The sequence below is a fragment of the Streptomyces sp. SID12488 genome (assembly GCF_010548275.1).
GTDB lineage: Bacteria > Actinomycetota > Actinomycetes > Streptomycetales > Streptomycetaceae > Streptomyces.
In genome coordinates this window covers 167,149-184,198 of record NZ_JAAGLT010000018.1, presented here as the reverse complement: position 1 = coordinate 184,198, position 17,050 = coordinate 167,149, and the positions used below count along the sequence as shown (strand labels likewise).

12 protein-coding genes are annotated in these 17,050 nt (G+C 69.9%); 8 read left to right on the top strand and 4 right to left on the bottom strand.

Features of this window, described 5'->3' with window-relative positions; genetic code table 11:
* Nucleotides 1-1,142: ATP-dependent helicase C-terminal domain-containing protein (locus tag G3I56_RS25965; RefSeq protein WP_275406826.1), on the top strand; the 1,142-nt coding region annotated here is incomplete at its 5' end.
* Here G3I56_RS25965 and G3I56_RS25960 read toward each other — a convergent pair.
* The 3 genes from G3I56_RS25960 to G3I56_RS25950 form a co-directional block, all read right to left on the bottom strand.
* The gene (locus G3I56_RS25960) at nucleotides 1,132-2,124 is read right to left on the bottom strand and encodes a DUF3068 domain-containing protein (protein ID WP_164412919.1); all 993 of its coding nucleotides are present in this window, start codon (nucleotides 2,122-2,124) and stop codon (nucleotides 1,132-1,134) included. The two genes, G3I56_RS25965 and G3I56_RS25960, sit on opposite strands and share 11 nt — an antisense overlap.
* Before the next feature lie 30 nt (nucleotides 2,125-2,154).
* A complete protein-coding gene (locus G3I56_RS25955) occupies nucleotides 2,155-2,289 on the bottom strand; it encodes an SPW_0924 family protein (protein WP_164412917.1) in 135 nt (44 codons plus the stop codon).
* A gap of 158 nt (nucleotides 2,290-2,447) precedes the next feature.
* Nucleotides 2,448-4,229, bottom strand: a complete 1,782-nt coding sequence (locus tag G3I56_RS25950; RefSeq protein WP_164412915.1) for a lytic transglycosylase domain-containing protein — start codon at nucleotides 4,227-4,229, stop codon at nucleotides 2,448-2,450.
* 430 nt (nucleotides 4,230-4,659) lie between these two features.
* On the opposite strand from G3I56_RS25950, the gene G3I56_RS25945 reads away from it, so the two are divergent.
* Nucleotides 4,660-5,595 carry a DUF4184 family protein gene (locus G3I56_RS25945; protein WP_164412913.1) on the top strand — a complete coding sequence of 312 codons (936 nt, stop codon included), beginning with the start codon at nucleotides 4,660-4,662 and terminating at the stop codon, nucleotides 5,593-5,595.
* Between the two features lie 550 nt (nucleotides 5,596-6,145).
* Here G3I56_RS25945 and polA read toward each other — a convergent pair.
* Nucleotides 6,146-8,872: a DNA polymerase I gene (gene polA, locus G3I56_RS25940; RefSeq protein ID WP_164412911.1), complete on the bottom strand. Its 2,727-nt coding sequence runs from the start codon at nucleotides 8,870-8,872 to the stop codon at nucleotides 6,146-6,148.
* 177 nt (nucleotides 8,873-9,049) lie between these two features.
* On the opposite strand from polA, the gene G3I56_RS25935 reads away from it, so the two are divergent.
* From G3I56_RS25935 to G3I56_RS25910, 6 genes are all read left to right on the top strand, one after another.
* The gene (locus tag G3I56_RS25935) at nucleotides 9,050-11,344 is read left to right on the top strand and encodes an FdhF/YdeP family oxidoreductase (RefSeq protein WP_164412910.1); all 2,295 of its coding nucleotides are present in this window, start codon (nucleotides 9,050-9,052) and stop codon (nucleotides 11,342-11,344) included.
* A gap of 69 nt (nucleotides 11,345-11,413) precedes the next feature.
* Complete coding sequence (locus G3I56_RS25930; protein ID WP_164412909.1) at nucleotides 11,414-11,878, top strand: hotdog fold thioesterase; 465 nt, start codon at nucleotides 11,414-11,416, stop codon at nucleotides 11,876-11,878.
* A gap of 162 nt (nucleotides 11,879-12,040) precedes the next feature.
* The gene (locus G3I56_RS25925; RefSeq protein ID WP_164412908.1) at nucleotides 12,041-12,712 is read left to right on the top strand and encodes a hypothetical protein; all 672 of its coding nucleotides are present in this window, start codon (nucleotides 12,041-12,043) and stop codon (nucleotides 12,710-12,712) included.
* Nucleotides 12,713-12,929: 217 nt separating this feature from the next.
* Complete coding sequence (locus G3I56_RS25920) at nucleotides 12,930-14,162, top strand: branched-chain amino acid ABC transporter substrate-binding protein (protein ID WP_164412907.1); 1,233 nt, start codon at nucleotides 12,930-12,932, stop codon at nucleotides 14,160-14,162.
* A gap of 118 nt (nucleotides 14,163-14,280) precedes the next feature.
* Entirely contained in the window at nucleotides 14,281-15,213 is a 933-nt protein-coding gene (locus G3I56_RS25915) for a branched-chain amino acid ABC transporter permease (protein WP_164412906.1), read from the top strand.
* 5 nt (nucleotides 15,214-15,218) lie between these two features.
* Complete coding sequence (locus G3I56_RS25910; protein ID WP_164412905.1) at nucleotides 15,219-17,045, top strand: branched-chain amino acid ABC transporter permease; 1,827 nt, start codon at nucleotides 15,219-15,221, stop codon at nucleotides 17,043-17,045.
* Nucleotides 17,046-17,050 lie beyond the last annotated feature (5 nt).

The following is a 17,050-nucleotide window of genomic DNA, read 5'->3' as shown; positions in this document are numbered from 1 at the left end:
AGGAGCCGCCGCGGGAGTACGGCGACGATCTCGCGGCGGCCTGGCGTACGGCCCGACGAGGCAGCGACGCGTACGCGGCCCGCTGGCGGACGGAGTCCCGCAGGCTGCGCTCGGCGGCGCCCGACGCCGTGTCCCGCGAACCCGCGAAGGGCTCCGCCCCGGCCGCCGGGGACGACCGCGCGGCCGGGCTCGTCGCCGCGCTCGCCTTTCCCGAGCGGGTCGCCAGGGCTCAGGGGGGTTCGTATCTGATGGTGTCCGGTACCCGGGCCGAGGCCGGTGACGGTTCGGCACTGCGGGGCGCGTCCTGGATCGCGGTCGCCGTGGCGGACCGGCCGGTGGGGTCCGGGCACGCGCGCGTACGGCTGGCCGCCACCGTCGACGAGGACACCGCGCGGTCGGCGGCCGGCGCCCTGCACTCCACCGGCGAGGAGGTCCGCTGGGCCGACGGAGACGTCGTCGCCCGGCGCGTCGAGCGGCTCGGGGCGGTAGAACTGGCGGTGCGTCCACTGCGGGACCCCGACCGCGGACTCGTACGTGACGCTCTTCTCGAAGGGCTACGGCAGGAGGGGCTCGGGCTGTTGCGGTGGTCCGCGGACGCCGGGACGCTGCGGCAGCGGCTCACGTTTCTTCATCTGCACCTGGGCGCTCCCTGGCCGGACGTCTCCGAGGACGCCCTCCACGCGCGCGTGGACGAGTGGCTGGAGCCCGAGCTGAGCCGGGCGCGGCGGCGGGCCGACCTGGGCCGGATCGAGGCGGGGCAGGCGCTCAACCGGCTTATGCCGTGGGCGTCCGGGCAGGCCGGCCGCCTCGACGAGCTGGCGCCCGAGCGGCTGGCGGTGCCGAGCGGTTCCAGGATCCGGATCGACTACTCCGATCCCGAACGGCCCGTGCTCGCAGTGAAGTTGCAGGAGATGTTCGGCCTGCGGGAGTCACCCGCCGTGGCCGGTGTGCCGGTGCTCGTTCATCTGCTCTCGCCCGCCGGACGGCCCGCCGCCGTCACCGCCGACCTCGCCTCCTTCTGGAAGGACGGCTACAAGGGCGTACGCGCCGAGTTGCGCGGACGGTATCCGAAGCATCCGTGGCCCGAGGACCCGGCGACCGCCGAGCCGACGCGGCACACGAACGCGCGGCTCAGGCGTTGACCGGTTCGGGTGCGGAGGTTCGTGCGGGGGTGGGATCGGCCGGCCTGCGCCCGCGGGCCTCCAGGTAGAGGGCGAGGGCCAGCAGGAGCATGCCCAGGCTCAGGAAACCCCAGGGCAGGTACGACGTCAGCAGCAGGACCAGTACGCGCTGGGACTTGACGAGGGCGACCGTCGATTCGATGTAGTCCTCGCGCATCTTCACGTGCCCGGCGAAGGCCGTCACCTTTTCGCGCCCCCCGAGGAGGGTGCCTCCGCGCAGTTCCTCCTGGTGGATCTCCTCGCCGTAGACGGGCGCACCGGTGGCAGGTTCCACCCAGAACTTGCGGACCGTGGTGTACCAGCGGGTCATCCCGGTCGCGGCGACCGTCTCGGCCGTGACGCCCTTGATCGGCAGGTCCTTGGGGAAGGGAACCTTCGTCCACGGGATGGTCTGCTCGAAGTAGTAGACCGATACGCCGCGGAAGTTCTGTGTGCCCTTGTAGTGGATCGGGGCGGTCATCCGTGCCTGCGCGTCGAAGTACTCGTAGTCCCGCTTCTCGGTCAGGAAGGGCCACTTGAACTCGATGCCCTCCCGTTTCACCGGGTCGCCGTCGACCATCTCGCCGGTGGCGTGGACGGGTTCCTGGGTGTGCGCGTCGAAGATGTAGCGCTCGGCGATCTTCGAGACCATCTTCCCGTCGGGCCCCTGGACATAGGAGAGGCCGTCCCAGACGACCACGTCCCGCCCCGCCGTCTTCTCGATCTTCTCCGAGGCCTCGACGTTGCCCTTGAGGGTCTGCACGATGGTGACCTTGGGGACCTTCACGGCATAGAGCGAGTCGTAGTCGAGAAGGGTCGCGTCCTTCGCCTCCAGGACCATGGTCGTGTACTGGTTCGCCGGGATCTTGGCGAGACGCGGAAAGGCGTACCAGCGCAGCAGCGGGGACAGCGCCGCGAAGAACACGGCGAGGGCGAGCAGGATCAGGCCGGACTTTCGGCGCATCTCGGCCTCCCTCCCGGAGAGGTGCGGCGGCTAGGGGTGTGACGGGACCGTGGTCAGCAGCGGCTTCGGGGACGTCGTGCCCGCCGGAGGGCCCAGGGCCGTGATCGCGAGGACGAGCGCGAACGCGAGGGCGAGGCCGGTCGCGGCGGCGATCAGGGCACGCATACGGGGCCTCCTCGACTGCCGACATCCAGCTGACGGGGTGTCAGGTCGGGGCACCGTAGCAACGGGCGCCCGAGATGAGAACAGCTCGCACACACGAAAGCGGCACCCCTCGCTGTGAACGGGGTGCCGCTTTCCTGCGTATTGACGCGTATGACGACCTACGGGCTCGGGGAGCTGGAGGCCGAGGGACCGGCCGACTCGGTCGGAGCCGTCGATTCCGTTGCGGATTCGGTCGCGGTGGGTGCCGCCGTCACCGTCAGCTCGACCGTCAGGGTGGCGCCGCCGGTGGTGGTGATGCGGAGCAGGAAGGTGCCGGTGGTGTCGTCCGCGTACAGCTTCGGCAGCTTGAGCAGGCCGTTCGCGTCCGTTTCGAGACCCGTGAGGGTGCGGACCGTCTTACCGTCCGCGTCCTTGAAGTAGGGGCCCTTGGTGTTCACGGTCGCGTCGTCGGCCGAGGTGACCAGGGTCGCGGTGGCCGCGACACCGTCCGCGACAGCGCCGTCGTACGTCGCCTTGACCTCGACCTGGTCGACGAACTCACCGCCCGCCACGCAGGTGAGCGCGGTGGTGCCGGTGCGGGCGAGGGTGTCGGCGGCGCGGGCGGTGACGGTGACCGAGTAGTCGAGAGCGCTGACCGTACGGCCGACGACGACCGCGCGGACCGTGAAGTCACCCACCTTCTCGCCCGCCTTGAGCGCGGGTGCGACCGCGACTCCCGTGCTGTCGGTGACGACGGTGGCTACGTTCTCACCGCCGGTGAAGGTGGCGTCGGTGTCGCCGACGACCGTGAAGCGGATCCTGACCTTGCCGACAGCCTGGCCGGCCACGGTCTCCGCGCGCGTGCTGATCTTCTTGGTGAACGCGTCGCCCGCCGTCGCGGTGAGCTTGGCGGTACCCGCGTCCTCCAGGTGGTCCACCGTGTCGGTGGGCGTGGGGGTGGGCACGGGTGTCGGGGTCGGCGTGGCGGGCTTACCCGGCTTCGTCGGGTTCGGGGCGCTCGATCCCGGCGTGTTGGTCCCCGGTGTGCTCGGGCTGGGGCTCGGCGTCGTGACCGGCGGCGTCGAGGGGCTCGCTCCGGAGTTGCCGTCGCTGCTGCGGCCGACGGGCACCGTGCCCGTGCCGTCCGGGACCTCGTGGGTGCCCTTGCGGTAGTACTCCAGCCACGACAGGACGAGGTTCAGATAGTCCGTCGAGTTGTTGTAGCTGAGGATCGCGCGGTTGAGGTCGGCCTGCGTCGACAGGTCCCAGCCGTACCGGCACAGGTAGTGACCGGCGGCGAGGGCCGCGTCGTAGACGTTGTTGGGGTCTTCCTTGCCGTCGCCGTTGCCGTCGCGGCCCGCCCACGCCCAGGTGGACGGAATGAACTGCATGGGCCCGACGGCCTGGTCGTAGCTGCTGTTGCCGTCGTACGCGCCGTTGTCGGTGTCCTTGATGAGCGCGAAGCCGTTGCCGTCGAGCTGCGGGCCGAGGATGGGGCTGGTCGTGGTGCCGTTCGCGTCGACCTGGCCGCCGCGGGCCTGACCGGACTCGACCTTGCCGATGGCCGCGAGGAGCTGCCAGGGCAGGTTGCAGCCGGGTTTGGCCGTGCCGAGCGCCGCCTCGGCCTTCTTGTAGGCGTCGAGGACGGTCGCGGGTATGCCGGCCTCGGCCTCACCGAGCGAGACCGGCGTGCCTATGGTCGACGACTGCGAGGAGCTCGGACCGGGGTTGGGGCTGTGGAGCGGTGGAAGGTCCGTGTAGTACGGCGAGTTGCCGGTCGCGCTCGCACTGTCGTCGGCCGTCACCTCGGACGTGGGCTGAGAGTCGCTGGCGGTCTGTCTGCCCTGGTCGTCGACCGTCGCCCCCGGTGCCTGGGACGCGGACAGAGCCGCGACCGCGAGTGCGGCCACCGCGGTCGTCGCCGCCCCCTTGCGGAGCCTCCTGCCGATGTACGCCGCCATACAGAGAACCCCTCCCGCGGGCGACAAGTCGCCCTGTTCCACCTGTTTTCGTCTGATCCCGGCCGACCTCGACCAGTCCCGACCGATTCGGTCAGCCCTGCAAACCGGCCATTTCGCCCGATTACACGCCTTGTTCGTGCGTTACGCCTACGTTGCGCTTCCGTGTTCGACCATGCTCCCCATGCAGGCCGACCCAGGCGACCCTACGACAACTTGCGTTGCGCGGACACCCGTTCGTGCCCGATATTCACCGATTGGCCAACTGTGATTCGTCGCGTTCCACGGAGCAGGGCGGCCCGCGCGCGGCTTTTCACTCACTCCTCCCACCGTCACGTACCCGTCCGCCGCAGCCTGCGGCCGTCCCGCATACTGGACGACGGTGATCATCGGGATGGTTCGCCCCCGTCAACATCCGCTCCAGGGAGCCTCCTTGCCGTTCACTCTCAGCCACGCGGCGGCCGTACTGCCGGCCGTACGCGCCGATGGAACCGGACGCGGCCGACTGATACCGGCGGTACTCGTCGCCGGCTCCTTCTCTCCTGATCTGACCTACTTCGCGGCGAGCGTCCTGCCCCAGGCGATGGAGTTCGGCGCGGTCACCCACTCCTTCCCGGGCGTCTTCACGATCGACGTGGTCGTCGCCTGGGCGCTGGTGGCCCTGTGGGTGCTCCTGCGCGAGCCACTGGTGGCCCTGCTGCCACGCGCCCGGCAGGGCCGGACGGCGACCCTGCTGCGCTGCGGAACGCCCCGCGCGCGGGTGACACCGTCCCTGATCCTCCGGTGGTACGCCTCGGCTGCCTTCGGCGCCCTGACCCATGTCGTCTGGGACGCGTTCACGCACCATGACCGGTGGGGGGTACGGCTGTTCCCCGTCCTGGACAGCGAACTGCGGGGCTCTCCTCTGTACTGGTACCTGCAGTACGGCAGTTCGGCGCTGGCCGCGGTGGTCATCGCGGGGTTCGTGCATCACGCGCTACGGCGGACCGGGGCGAGCGAGCCGTCAGGCGTACCGGTGCTGTCGGTACGGGACCGGTGGCCGGCCTTCGCCGTGATCGGCGGCTGCGCGGCGGCGGGGGCGGTGCAGCGGGTGGTCCACTGGTGGGCGTACTGGGGTGCGACGGCAAGGCCGTGGGAGGTGATCCCGACACTGTGCTTCGGAGCGGGTGCGGGCCTGCTGTCGGGGCTGGTCCTGTACGCGGCGGGGGTCAGGTTCCGGCGGTCCGGGGAGCGGACGGGAACGCGTGCCCCGGAAGTCCACCACCTCTGCACCGAAGGTTGCGCGGTAGGTCATACAGAAGGTCCTGCGGAGAGGAACGCGGAGGATCACGACGGTGGGCGGACCGGAGGGCGCACGGGTTCTCGCTGACCTCCGCCGAGCGGCCGGCGCAGCCACTCCCGCCCACGACCGGCCCAGAGACGCCAGGCCTGGGCACGGCCGGACACCGGTAGACCGGAGCGCGGGCCGAGGTGGGCACGGCGACTGCGGGCGGGCGGCGTGAGGGCTCGGCGGAGTGCGTCCGCACGGCATCCGAGGGGTGCGACGGCCAGGCTGCCGCCGGGAACGCGGGCGGTGCTCGCGTCGGCCGCGAACACCGGTACAGGCGAGCGCGTGGGGACCGTCCGGCGGATGAGCGTGCGTATACCCATGCCCGCATCCTGTCGGGCACGCCCAGCGGAAGCGTGTTCGCGGGGGCCACGCGGGTGACGGGCTCGGCGGAGGCCGGGGCGAGGCCCTGGGGCCGCCCGGGACTGGTCGGCCGAGGCGGCTCACCCGCGCCCCACAGGGGCGCGGGGAACTGCGCGACCAGCCCCCACCGGCCCGCAGCAGGCTGCGTACGCAACCAGCCGCCCCACCGGCCCGAGGCAGACAACCCGCCCGCCCGAACGAACCGCCCACCCAGCGGAGCGCCAGAGCGCTAGTGTGCCGCCGACTCCCAGTCGAGCCCCGAGCCCACCGACACGTCCAGCGGCGCCCGGAGAGTCACCGCGCCGGCCATCTCCCGGCGGACCAGTTCCTCCGTGGCCTCACGCTCACCCGGGGCGATCTCCAGGACGATTTCGTCGTGGACCTGGAGCAGCATGCGGGACTTGAGCTTCGTCTCCTCCAGCGCCCGGCCCACGTTCAGCATGGCGATCTTGACGATGTCCGCCGCCGTGCCCTGGATCGGGGCGTTCAGGGCCATGCGCTCGGCCATCTCGCGCCGCTGGCGGTTGTCGCTGTTCAGGTCGGGGAGATACCGGCGGCGGCCGAAGAGGGTCTCCGTGTAGCCGGTCGCCCTCGCCTCGTCGACAGCCCGGCGCAGATAGTCCCGTACACCGCCGAACCGTTCGAAGTACGTGTCCATCAGACCGCGTGCCTCGCCCGCGTCGATGTTCAGCTGCCCGGACAGGCCGAAGGCCGACAGACCGTACGCCAGGCCGTACGACATCGCCTTGATCTTGCGGCGCATCTCCGCGTCCACCGCGGCGCGGTCGACCGCGAACACCTGGGAGGCGACCGTGGTGTGCAGGTCCTCCCCTGACGTGAACGCCTCCAACAGACCCGCGTCCTCCGAGAGATGGGCCATCACCCGGAGTTCGATCTGGCTGTAGTCCGCGGTCATCAGCGACTCGAAGCCCTCGCCGACCACGAAGCCGCGGCGGATCGCGCGGCCCTCGTCCGTACGGACCGGGATGTTCTGGAGGTTGGGGTCCGTGGAGGACAGCCGGCCCGTCGCTGCCACCGTCTGGTTGAACGTGGTGTGGATACGGCCGTCCGCCGCGATCGTCTTGATCAGGCCCTCGACCGTGACACGCAGCTTCGCCTGCTCGCGGTGGCGGAGCATGATGACTGGCAGTTCGTGGTCCGTCTGGGTCGCCAGCCATGCCAGGGCGTCCGCGTCCGTCGTGTAGCCCGTCTTGGTCTTCTTCGTCTTCGGCAGGCCCAGCTCCCCGAAGAGGACCTCCTGAAGCTGCTTGGGCGAGCCGAGGTTGAACTCGTGGCCGACCGCCGCGTGCGCCTCCTTCACCGCCTGTTGCACCGCGCTCGCGAACATCTGCTCCATGGCTTCCAGGTGGGCCCGGTCCGCCGCGATGCCGTGCCGCTCCATGCGGGCCAGCAGCGCCGACGTCGGCAGCTCCATGTCCCGCAACAGATCCGCCGCGCCGACCTCCTGGAGGCGCTCACCGAACGCCTTGCCCAGGTCGACGATCGTGCGGGCCTGCACCATCAGGGAGTCGGCCTCCGCGCCCTCGTCCGTGCCGAAGGCAAGCTGGCCGTCCGCCGTCGCGGCGGGCGCCAGTTCACGGCCGAGGTACTCCAGGGACAGCGCGTCCAGGTCGAAGGAACGCCGGCCCGGCTTGACCAGGTACGCGGCAAGAGCCGTGTCCATGCTCACCCCGGCCACGGTCCAGCCGTGCTCCGCGAAGACCCGCATCGCGCCCTTGACGCCGTGGAACACCTTGGGCCGGTCCGCGTCGGCCAGCCAGACCGCGAAAGCGTTCTCGTCGGCCTCGTCCAGCTCCGCCGGGTCGAACCAGGCCGCCGCTCCCCCGGCCGCGGCGAGCGCGATCTCGGCGACCGAGCCACTGCCCAGCGCCCAGGTGTCGACCGTGGCGACGCCGAGGACCTCCGTGCCGTGCTCGGTGAGCCAGGGGGCCAGCTCGCCCGCGCCGAGCACCGTGCCGTCCACCTCGACGCCGGCCTCGGCGACCGGGCCCGCGTCGGCCTCCTCGGCGCCCGGGTCGACGGCCAGCAGCCGCTCGCGCAGTGAGGGGTTCCGGATCTCCAGGGTGTCGAGGACCACCGCCACCGCCGTACGGTCGTACGCGGCACGCCCCAGGTCCGTGACCGTCTTCGGGAGTTCGACGTCCCGGACCATCTCCGTGAGCCGGCGGTTGAGCTTGACGGCGTCCAGGTGGTCGCGCAGGTTCTGTCCGGCCTTCCCCTTGACCTCCTCGACCCGCTCGACCAGGTCCGCGAACGACCCGAACTGGTTGATCCACTTCGCCGCCGTCTTCTCACCGACCCCGGGAATACCGGGCAGGTTGTCGGACGGGTCACCGCGCAGCGCCGCGAAGTCCGGGTACTGCGCCGGCGTCAACCCGTACTTCTCGAAGACCTTCTCCGGAGTGAACCGGGTCAGCTCGGAGACGCCCTTCGTCGGATACAGCACCGTCGTGTTCTCGGTGACCAGCTGGAAGGAGTCCCGGTCGCCGGTGACGATCAGCACCTCGAAGCCCTCGGCCTCGGCCTGCGTGGCCAGGGTGGCGATGACGTCGTCCGCCTCGAAACCGTCGACCGCGAACCGCTCCGCGTGCATCGCGTCGAGCAGCTCGCCGATCAGCTCGACCTGCCCCTTGAACTCGTCCGGCGTCTTCGACCGGTTCGCCTTGTACTCCGTGAACTCCTCGGAGCGCCAGGTCTTGCGGGACACGTCGAACGCCACCGCGAAGTGCGTGGGCGCCTCGTCGCGCAGCGTGTTGGCGAGCATCGACGCGAAGCCGTAGATCGCGTTCGTCGGCTGTCCCGTCGCGGTCGTGAAGTTCTCCGCGGGCAGCGCGAAGAACGCGCGGTACGCCAGCGAGTGCCCGTCCATGAGCATCAGCCGGGGGCGGCCCGTGCCGGAGGTCTTCTCGGTCTGCTTCGCTGCTGTTTCTGCCACGACCCCGATCCTGCCACGTGCCACTGACAACGCGGGCCGTCCGTGGCGCCCGAGACCTGGCACCGCCGCTGTCGCTCTCCCGTGGGAGGATCGAACAGGTGGCACACACGCAGGTGAATGCTGCGCACGCCCACCACGCGCAAGCGGAGAGACACGTGCAAGCGAAGGGGCTCAGCCATGGCCAGCAAGCCGCCCAAGAGTGATCCGGTCCAGGACGCGCCCCAGGTCGCCGAGCCCAAGCACGCCGCGGCCGGACTGCCCGCCATCGGCCACACCCTGCGCATCGCACAGCAGCAGATGGGCGTCCGCCGCACCGCGCTCACCCTCCTGCGGGTCAACCAGAAGGACGGCTTCGACTGCCCCGGCTGCGCCTGGCCCGAGCCCGAGCACCGGCACGCCGCGGAGTTCTGCGAGAACGGCGCGAAAGCCGTCGCCGAGGAAGCCACCCTGCGCCGCGTCACCCCGGAGTTCTTCGCCGCGCACACCGTGACCGACCTGGCCGGCCGCAGCGGGTACTGGCTGGGCCAGCAGGGCCGTCTCACCCACCCCATGTACCTGCCCGAGGGCGGCGACCGCTACGAACCGGTCTCCTGGGACCGTGCCTTCGACATCGTCGCCGAGGAGCTGAAGGCCCTCGGCTCGCCCGACGAGGCCCTCTTCTACACCTCGGGCCGCACCAGCAACGAGGCAGCGTTCCTCTACCAGCTGTTCGCCCGCGAACTGGGCACGAACAACCTCCCCGACTGCTCCAACATGTGCCACGAGTCATCGGGTTCCGCGCTCTCCGAGACCATCGGGGTCGGCAAGGGCAGCGTCCTCCTGGAGGACCTCTACAAGGCCGATCTGATCATCGTCGCCGGCCAGAACCCTGGCACCAACCATCCCCGGATGCTCTCCGCCCTCGAGAAGGCGAAGGCGAACGGCGCGCGGATCATCAGCGTCAACCCGCTGCCCGAGGCCGGGCTGGAACGCTTCAAGAACCCGCAGACCCCGCAGGGCATGATCAAGGGCGCGGCGCTCACCGACCTGTTCCTGCAGATCCGCATCGGCGGCGACCAGGCCCTCTTCCGCCTCCTCAACAAACTGATCCTGGACACCGAGGGCGCGGTCGACGAGTCCTTCGTCCGTGAACACACCCACGGCTACGAGGAGTTCGCCCAGGCGGCCCGCGCCGCCGACTGGGACGAGACCCTCACCGCGACGGGCCTCACGCGCGCGGAGATCGAAAAAGCCCTCGGCATGGTCCTGGCCTCCGAGCGCACCATCGTGTGCTGGGCGATGGGCCTGACCCAGCACAAGCACTCCGTGCCCACCATCCGCGAAGTGGTCAACTTCCTTCTCCTGCGTGGCAACATCGGCCGCCCGGGCGCCGGCGTGTGCCCGGTGCGCGGCCACTCGAACGTGCAGGGCGACCGCACCATGGGCATCTTCGAACGCCCCGCCCCCGCCTTCCTGGACGCCTTGGAGAAGGAGTTCGGCTTCGCCCCGCCCCGCGAACACGGCTACGACGTCGTACGGGCCATCCGCGCCCTGCGCGACGGCGAGGCGAAGGTCTTCTTCGCCATGGGCGGCAACTTCGTCTCCGCCTCCCCCGACACGGAGGTCACCGAGGCGGCCATGCGCCGCGCCCGTCTCACCGTGCACGTGTCGACGAAGCTGAACCGCTCGCACGCCGTCACAGGCGCGCGTGCGCTGATCCTGCCGACCCTCGGCCGCACCGAGCGCGACGTCCAGGTGGGCCCGAACGGGAAAAGCGCAGAGCAGTTCGTGACGGTCGAGGACTCCATGGGCATGGTGCACGCCTCCAGGGGCCGTCTGGAGCCGGCGAGCACGCATCTCCTCTCCGAACCGGCCATCGTCTGCCGGCTGGCCCGCCGCGTCCTGGGCGAGGCCTCCCGCACGCCCTGGGAGGAGTTCGAGAAGGACTACGCCACGGTCCGCGACCGCATCGCGCGCGTGATCCCCGGCTTCGAGAACTTCAACGCACGCGTGGCCGACCCGGCGGGCTTCACCCTGCCGCACGCCCCGCGCGACGAGCGCCGCTTCCCGACCGCCACCGGCAAGGCCAACTTCACCGCGGCGCCCGTCGAGTTCCCCGAACTCCCGGAAGGCCGTTTGCTCCTGCAGACCCTGCGTTCGCACGACCAGTACAACACCACGATCTACGGCCTGGACGACCGTTACCGGGGCATCAAGAACGGCCGCCGGGTGGTCCTGGTGAACGCCGACGACGCGCAGGCCCTCGGGGTCGCCGACGGGTCGTACGTCGACCTCGTGAGCGAGTGGAAGGACGGCGTCGAGCGGCGGGCGCCGGGTTTCCGGATCGTGTTCTACCCGACGGCGCGGGGATGCGCGGCTGCCTACTACCCGGAGACCAACGTCCTGGTCCCGCTGGACGCCACCGCCGACACCAGCAACACCCCGGCCAGCAAGTCCGTGGTCGTGCGTCTGGAACAATCGGCTACCGACTGAGCGTTTGCTCAGCGGATGGACGTAGGCGTACGGACGCCGCACCGACCACGATGAACGGAGCCGGGCCCCATGGGTGAGCAGCAGCATGTGAAGTTCCCGCAGGAAGTCATCGACGAGTACGCGGCACTTGGTGTCGACGTGATCGCCATGTTCTCCGCGGGACACCTGGGGAACCGGATGGGCGTGCAGATCGTGGAGGCGTCGGCCGACCGTGTCGTCGGCACGATGCCCGTCGAGGGCAACACACAGCCGTACGGGCTGCTGCACGGGGGCGCGTCCGCGGTGCTGGCCGAGACGCTCGGGTCCGTCGGGGCGATGCTGCACGGGGGCAGCTCGAAGATCGCCGTCGGTGTGGACCTGAACTGCACCCACCATCGCGGGGCCCGCTCCGGACTGGTCACCGGCGTGGCCACCCCGGTGCACCGGGGGCGGTCGACGGCGACGTACGAGGTCGTGATCACGGACGAGGCCGACAAGCGGGTGTGCACGGCGCGCCTGACGTGCCTGCTGCGGGACGCGCCCACGGCCGGCTGAGGGGGGTTCTCCAGCCCCCGCCGCCCCCGCCCGGCCCCCATCCCCCCGGGGGCGGCGCCCCAGACCCCCCTACGGCCCCGGACGGGCCTCGTTCTCGAACTGCTCCCGGAGGGGGACCCCGGACGGGTCGGGAGGTTACCGTTCCCCCATGAGGCTGCGACCATGACCGGCATCGGCCCCGTCGAACCCGTCAACTCGCCGGACGCGCAAGAGACTTACGAAGTCATCGGTGCCGACACACCACGCTTCACGGATCGCTGGCGGGCTCTGTCGCCGCGCGTCCGCAGAGCCGTTCTCGGCACCGTCGCGCTCGCTGCCGCGACAGCCGGAGTCATCGTCGCCCTGCCCCCGAAGCCGTCCACCCCGCCCACCACCCTCGCGGCCGTACCGTGGCCCGCCAACGTGACCACGTTCCGGTACACAGGCCTCGCCGCGACCTTCGACTCCGCGCCCACCAACGGCCTTTTCCGGTTCGCGGTGACCGTGCAGGGCGGGCCCCCCGTCACCCTGCGCGTCACCGGCGCCGCCTTCGACGGTCTCACCGCCCGCATCTCGCCCGCCGAGGCCTCCACCGTCAGCGCCGGGACCACGCGCCGGATCACCGTCCAGATATCCGTGGTCGACTGCAAGGGCCTTCCGCTTGACGCGGGCATGCCTTTTTTGGACGTAACGCTGCGTAACACGCGCGCAATACAGAGACACAGTTTCATCTTCGGTGGCGCATTCCCGGACGACCTGTCCGAACTCCTCCACAAGGCCTGCGACCCGCTGTCCGCACGGCCAAGCCGACGGGCAACCGGAAGTGCAAATTCTCAAAATGTGGACGGTGGATAATTTATGACAAACTCGCCGAGAACATCCTCCGTCCCAGGATCATCAACCGGCACGTCATAACAAGAAAGTCACAAGCCACCCCACACGATGCCTCCACGCTCGGACCAGGGCTTAGAGTCACGGCCAGTCACCGCGCCATCGGACTCGAAGCCATTTCGGCCCAGCGCTCGACTCAGTCGCTTCCGCGGGGAAGGGACGTGCCACGAAAGGACCGATCGTGCGTCAACGCTCGCTCATCGCCCTAACCGCCACCTTGGCGGCAGGAGCTCTCACCCTCACCGCCTGCGGTTCGCGCGACGACAAGGGTGACTCGGACTCCGGCAGCGGTGGCACCACCGTGACCATCGGTATCGACGCCCCGCTGACCGGCGACCTGTCCGCGCTGGGCCTCGGCATCAAGAACTCCGTCGACCTCGCCACCAAGCAGGCCAACGAGAAGAAGTACGTCGACGGCGTCACCTTCAAGATCGAGGCCCTCGACGACCAGGCGCAGCCCTCCTCGGGCCAGCAGAACGCCACCAAGCTGGTCGCCGACAAGGCGGTCCTCGGTGTGGTCGGACCGCTGAACTCGTCCGTGGCCGAGTCCATGCAGAAGGTCTTCGACGACGCCAAACTCGTCGAGGTCTCCCCCGCCAACACCAACCCGGCCCTCACCCAGGGCACGGACTGGAACGGCGGCACCAAGACCCGCCCGTACAAGTCGTACTTCCGCACCGCGACCACGGACGCCATCCAGGGCCCGTTCGCCGCGCAGTACGTCTTCAACGACTCCAAGAAGAAGAAGGTCTTCGTCATTGACGACAAGAAGACCTACGGCGCCGGTCTGGCCGCCACCTTCACCGAGGAGTTCAAGAAGCTCGGCGGCACCGTGGCCGGCACGCAGCACATCGACCCGGAAACCAAGGACTTCTCCGCGATCGCCACCCAGGTGAAGAGCTCCGGCGCGGACGTCGTCTACTACGGCGGCGAATACCCGCAGGCCGGCCCGCTCAGCAAGCAGATCAAGGCCGCGGGCGCCAAGATCCCGGTCGTCGGCGGCGACGGCATCTACAGCGCCGACTTCATCAAGCTGGCCGGCGCCACCGCCACCGGCGACCTCGCCACCTCGGTCGGCGCGCCGGTCGAGGAGCTGCCCTCCGCCAAGGAGTTCGTCGCCAACTACAAGGCCGCGGGCTACAAGGAGGCCTACGAGGCCTACGGCGGCTACTCGTACGACTCCGCCTGGGCGATCATCGAAGCCGTGAAGAAGGTCGTCGACGACAACGACGGCAAGCTTCCGGACGACGCCCGCGCCAAGGTCACCGAGGCCATGCAGAACGTCTCCTTCGACGGTGTGACCGGCAAGGTCTCCTTCGACGAGTACGGTGACGCCACGAACAAGCAGCTCACCGTGTACGCGGTCGAGAACGGCGCCTGGGCGCCCGTGAAGTCCGGTACCTACACCGGCTGATCCTCACCCACAGCACGGAAGAGCCGCGCGGGGCGCTGCACCACAAGCGCCCCGCGCGGACTCACATCCGGCCACATCCGTCGAACATCCGACATCCGAACGTCTCGGAGGACATGCGGTGAACGAACTGCCGCAGCAGCTGGTCAACGGCCTGCTACTGGGATCCATGTACGGGCTCGTCGCCATCGGCTACACAATGGTTTACGGCATCGTCCAGCTCATCAACTTCGCCCACGGCGAGATCTTCATGACCGGGGCGTTCGGCGCTCTCACGGTTTATCTGTACGTCCTGCCCAACGGCACCACCATGTGGCTCGCACTGCCCCTCATGCTCGTCGGCGCCATCGTCGTCTCCACCACGGTCGCCGTCGGGGCGGAACGGTTCGCCTACCGCCCCCTGCGCAGCGCGCCACGCCTCGCTCCCCTCATCACCGCCATCGGCCTCTCCCTCGCCCTCCAGCAGGCGGTGTGGGCCTGGTACCCGAACGCCAAGTCGGCCATCGTCTTCCCGAGCATCCCCGGCGGGCCCTTCGAGATCGGCAGCGTCACCATCCAGACCGGTGACGTCTTCCTCTTCGTCGCCGCGCCCATCAGCATGGCGATCCTCGCCTACTTCGTGATGAAGACCCGCACCGGACGCGGCATGCAGGCCACCGCCCAGGACCCGGACACGGCCAAGCTCATGGGCATCAACACCGACCAGATCATCGTGGTCGCCTTCGCCCTCGGCGCCGCCTTCGCCGCCGTCGGAGGCCTGGCCTACGGCTTCAGGTACGGCGAGATCAACTTCCGTATGGGCTTCATCCTCGGCCTCAAGGCCTTCACCGCCGCCGTCCTCGGCGGCATCGGCAACATCTACGGAGCCATGATCGGCGGCCTGGTCCTCGGCCTCGCCGAAACCATGGCCACCGCCTACATCGCCAACGTCCCCGGCATGTCGCAGCTCGGCGGCCAGTCCTGGGCCAACGTCTGGGCCTTCGTACTCCTCATCCTCGTACTCCTGTTCAGGCCACAGGGCCTGCTCGGGGAGCGCGTGGCGGACAGGGCGTGACACCGATGACCACACAGACCACCACACCCGAGTCGCCCAGCGCCCCGACCCCGGGAACGCCCACGGGCCTCGTCCCCATCCCCGCCACCATCGGCCGCGCCCTCGCCACCGGCGGCGGCGCCCTCACCGTCGTCTCCGCGTTCCTCGCCTGGACCTGGACCTCCGCGTTCCCCGGCGACCTCACCGTCTACGGCTACCCGGGCGGCCTCCAGGTCCTCGTCCTCATCGGCGGCATCCTCACCACCCTGTTCGGCCTCGCCTCGTACGGCGTCAAGGGCCTGGGCTGGCTGGTACCCGCAGGAGCCTCCAGCGCCCTGCGCCTCTCCGCGCTCGGCGCCTTCATCACCGCCTGGTACACGGTCATCGCGATCACCGTCCAGCTCGGCGGCGTCGTCAACCTCGAACCCGGCGCCTTCATCGCCGCCATCGCCACCCTCGGCGCCCTCCTCGGCGCGCTCTCCCTGCCGTTCGAGCGGCCGGAGCCCGACATCGCCGACCCCGAGGACACGCCCCGCGAGCGGCTCGTCCTCGACGCACGCAACAGGGTCAGCGTCTTCAAGGCGGCCTTCGTCTCCGGCAGCCCCACCCCGGCCCGCAAGCTGCCCGCGTACGCCGAGATCCTGATCATCGTCGCGGCACTCGCCCTCGGCCTGATCGTCTTCACCTACGGCATCGGCACCGAGTACGACGAACTCTTCCTCGGCTTCCTCGTCACCACCGGCTTCGGCTTCGCCGCCGTCACCAAGGCCGGCCTCGTGAGCAGGGTCTCCGCCGTCACCGCGAAACACCGCAACGTGACGATGTTCGGCGCGTTCCTCGCCGCCGCGGCCTTCCCCTTCACCCAGTCCGACGACCGGTACGCCACGATCGGTGTCTACATCCTGATCTTCGCCACCGTCGCCCTCGGCCTGAACATCGTCGTCGGCCTCGCCGGCCTCCTCGACCTCGGCTACGTCGCCTTCCTCGGCGTCGGCGCCTACACCGCCGCCATGGTCTCCGGCTCCCCGTCCTCCCCCTTCGACATCCACCTCCCGTTCTGGGCCTCCGCCCTGGTCGGTGCCGCCGTCGCCATGGTCTTCGGCGTCCTCATCGGCGCCCCCACCCTGCGCCTGCGCGGCGACTACCTCGCCATCGTGACCCTCGGCTTCGGTGAGATCTTCCGCATCGCCGTCCTCAACATGGACGGCACCTCGGGCCCGGACATCACCAACGGCTCCAACGGCATCTCCTCCATCCCCAACCTCAACATCCTCGGCTTCGACTTCGGCCAGGAGCACAGCTTCGCCGGCTTCACCATCGCCCGGTTCGCCAACTACTTCCTGCTGATGCTCGTCATCACACTGATCGTCGTGGTCGTCTTCCGACGCAGCGGTGACTCCCGTATCGGCCGCGCCTGGATCGCCATCCGCGAGGACGAGACCGCCGCCCTCGCCATGGGCATCAACGGCTTCCGGGTCAAGCTCATCGCCTTCGCCCTCGGCGCCGCCCTCGCCGGTCTCGCCGGCACGGTCCAGGCACACGTCACCTACACCGTCACCCCCGAGCAGTACACCTTCGCCAACGTGGTCCCCCCCAACTCGGCGTTCCTGCTCGCGGCGGTCGTCCTCGGCGGCATGGGCACCATCAGCGGACCGCTCGTCGGCGCCGCACTGCTCTACCTCATCCCCGCCAAGCTCCAGTTCCTCGACAACTACCAGCTCCTCGCCTTCGGACTCGCGCTCGTCCTGCTGATGCGCTTCCGCCCGGAAGGCCTCATCCCGAACCGGCGCCGCCAGCTCGAATTCCACGAAGACGCGGAAGCACCCACAGTCCTCAGCAAGGCAGGGGTCTGACCGAC

What these genes read in the sequence shown, in the direction of transcription:
- G3I56_RS25930 (WP_164412909.1), top strand. Translation starts at nt 11,414, where the DNA reads ATGGGTGAGCAGCAGCATGTGAAGTTCCCGCAGGAAGTCATCGACGAG.
- G3I56_RS25960 (WP_164412919.1), bottom strand. Translation starts at nt 2,124, where the DNA reads ATGCGCCGAAAGTCCGGCCTGATCCTGCTCGCCCTCGCCGTGTTCTTC.
- G3I56_RS25925 (WP_164412908.1), top strand. Translation starts at nt 12,041, where the DNA reads ATGACCGGCATCGGCCCCGTCGAACCCGTCAACTCGCCGGACGCGCAA.
- G3I56_RS25910 (WP_164412905.1), top strand. Translation starts at nt 15,219, where the DNA reads ATGACCACACAGACCACCACACCCGAGTCGCCCAGCGCCCCGACCCCG.
- G3I56_RS25955 (WP_164412917.1), bottom strand. Translation starts at nt 2,289, where the DNA reads ATGCGTGCCCTGATCGCCGCCGCGACCGGCCTCGCCCTCGCGTTCGCG.
- G3I56_RS25935 (WP_164412910.1), top strand. Translation starts at nt 9,050, where the DNA reads ATGGCCAGCAAGCCGCCCAAGAGTGATCCGGTCCAGGACGCGCCCCAG.
- G3I56_RS25950 (WP_164412915.1), bottom strand. Translation starts at nt 4,229, where the DNA reads ATGGCGGCGTACATCGGCAGGAGGCTCCGCAAGGGGGCGGCGACGACC.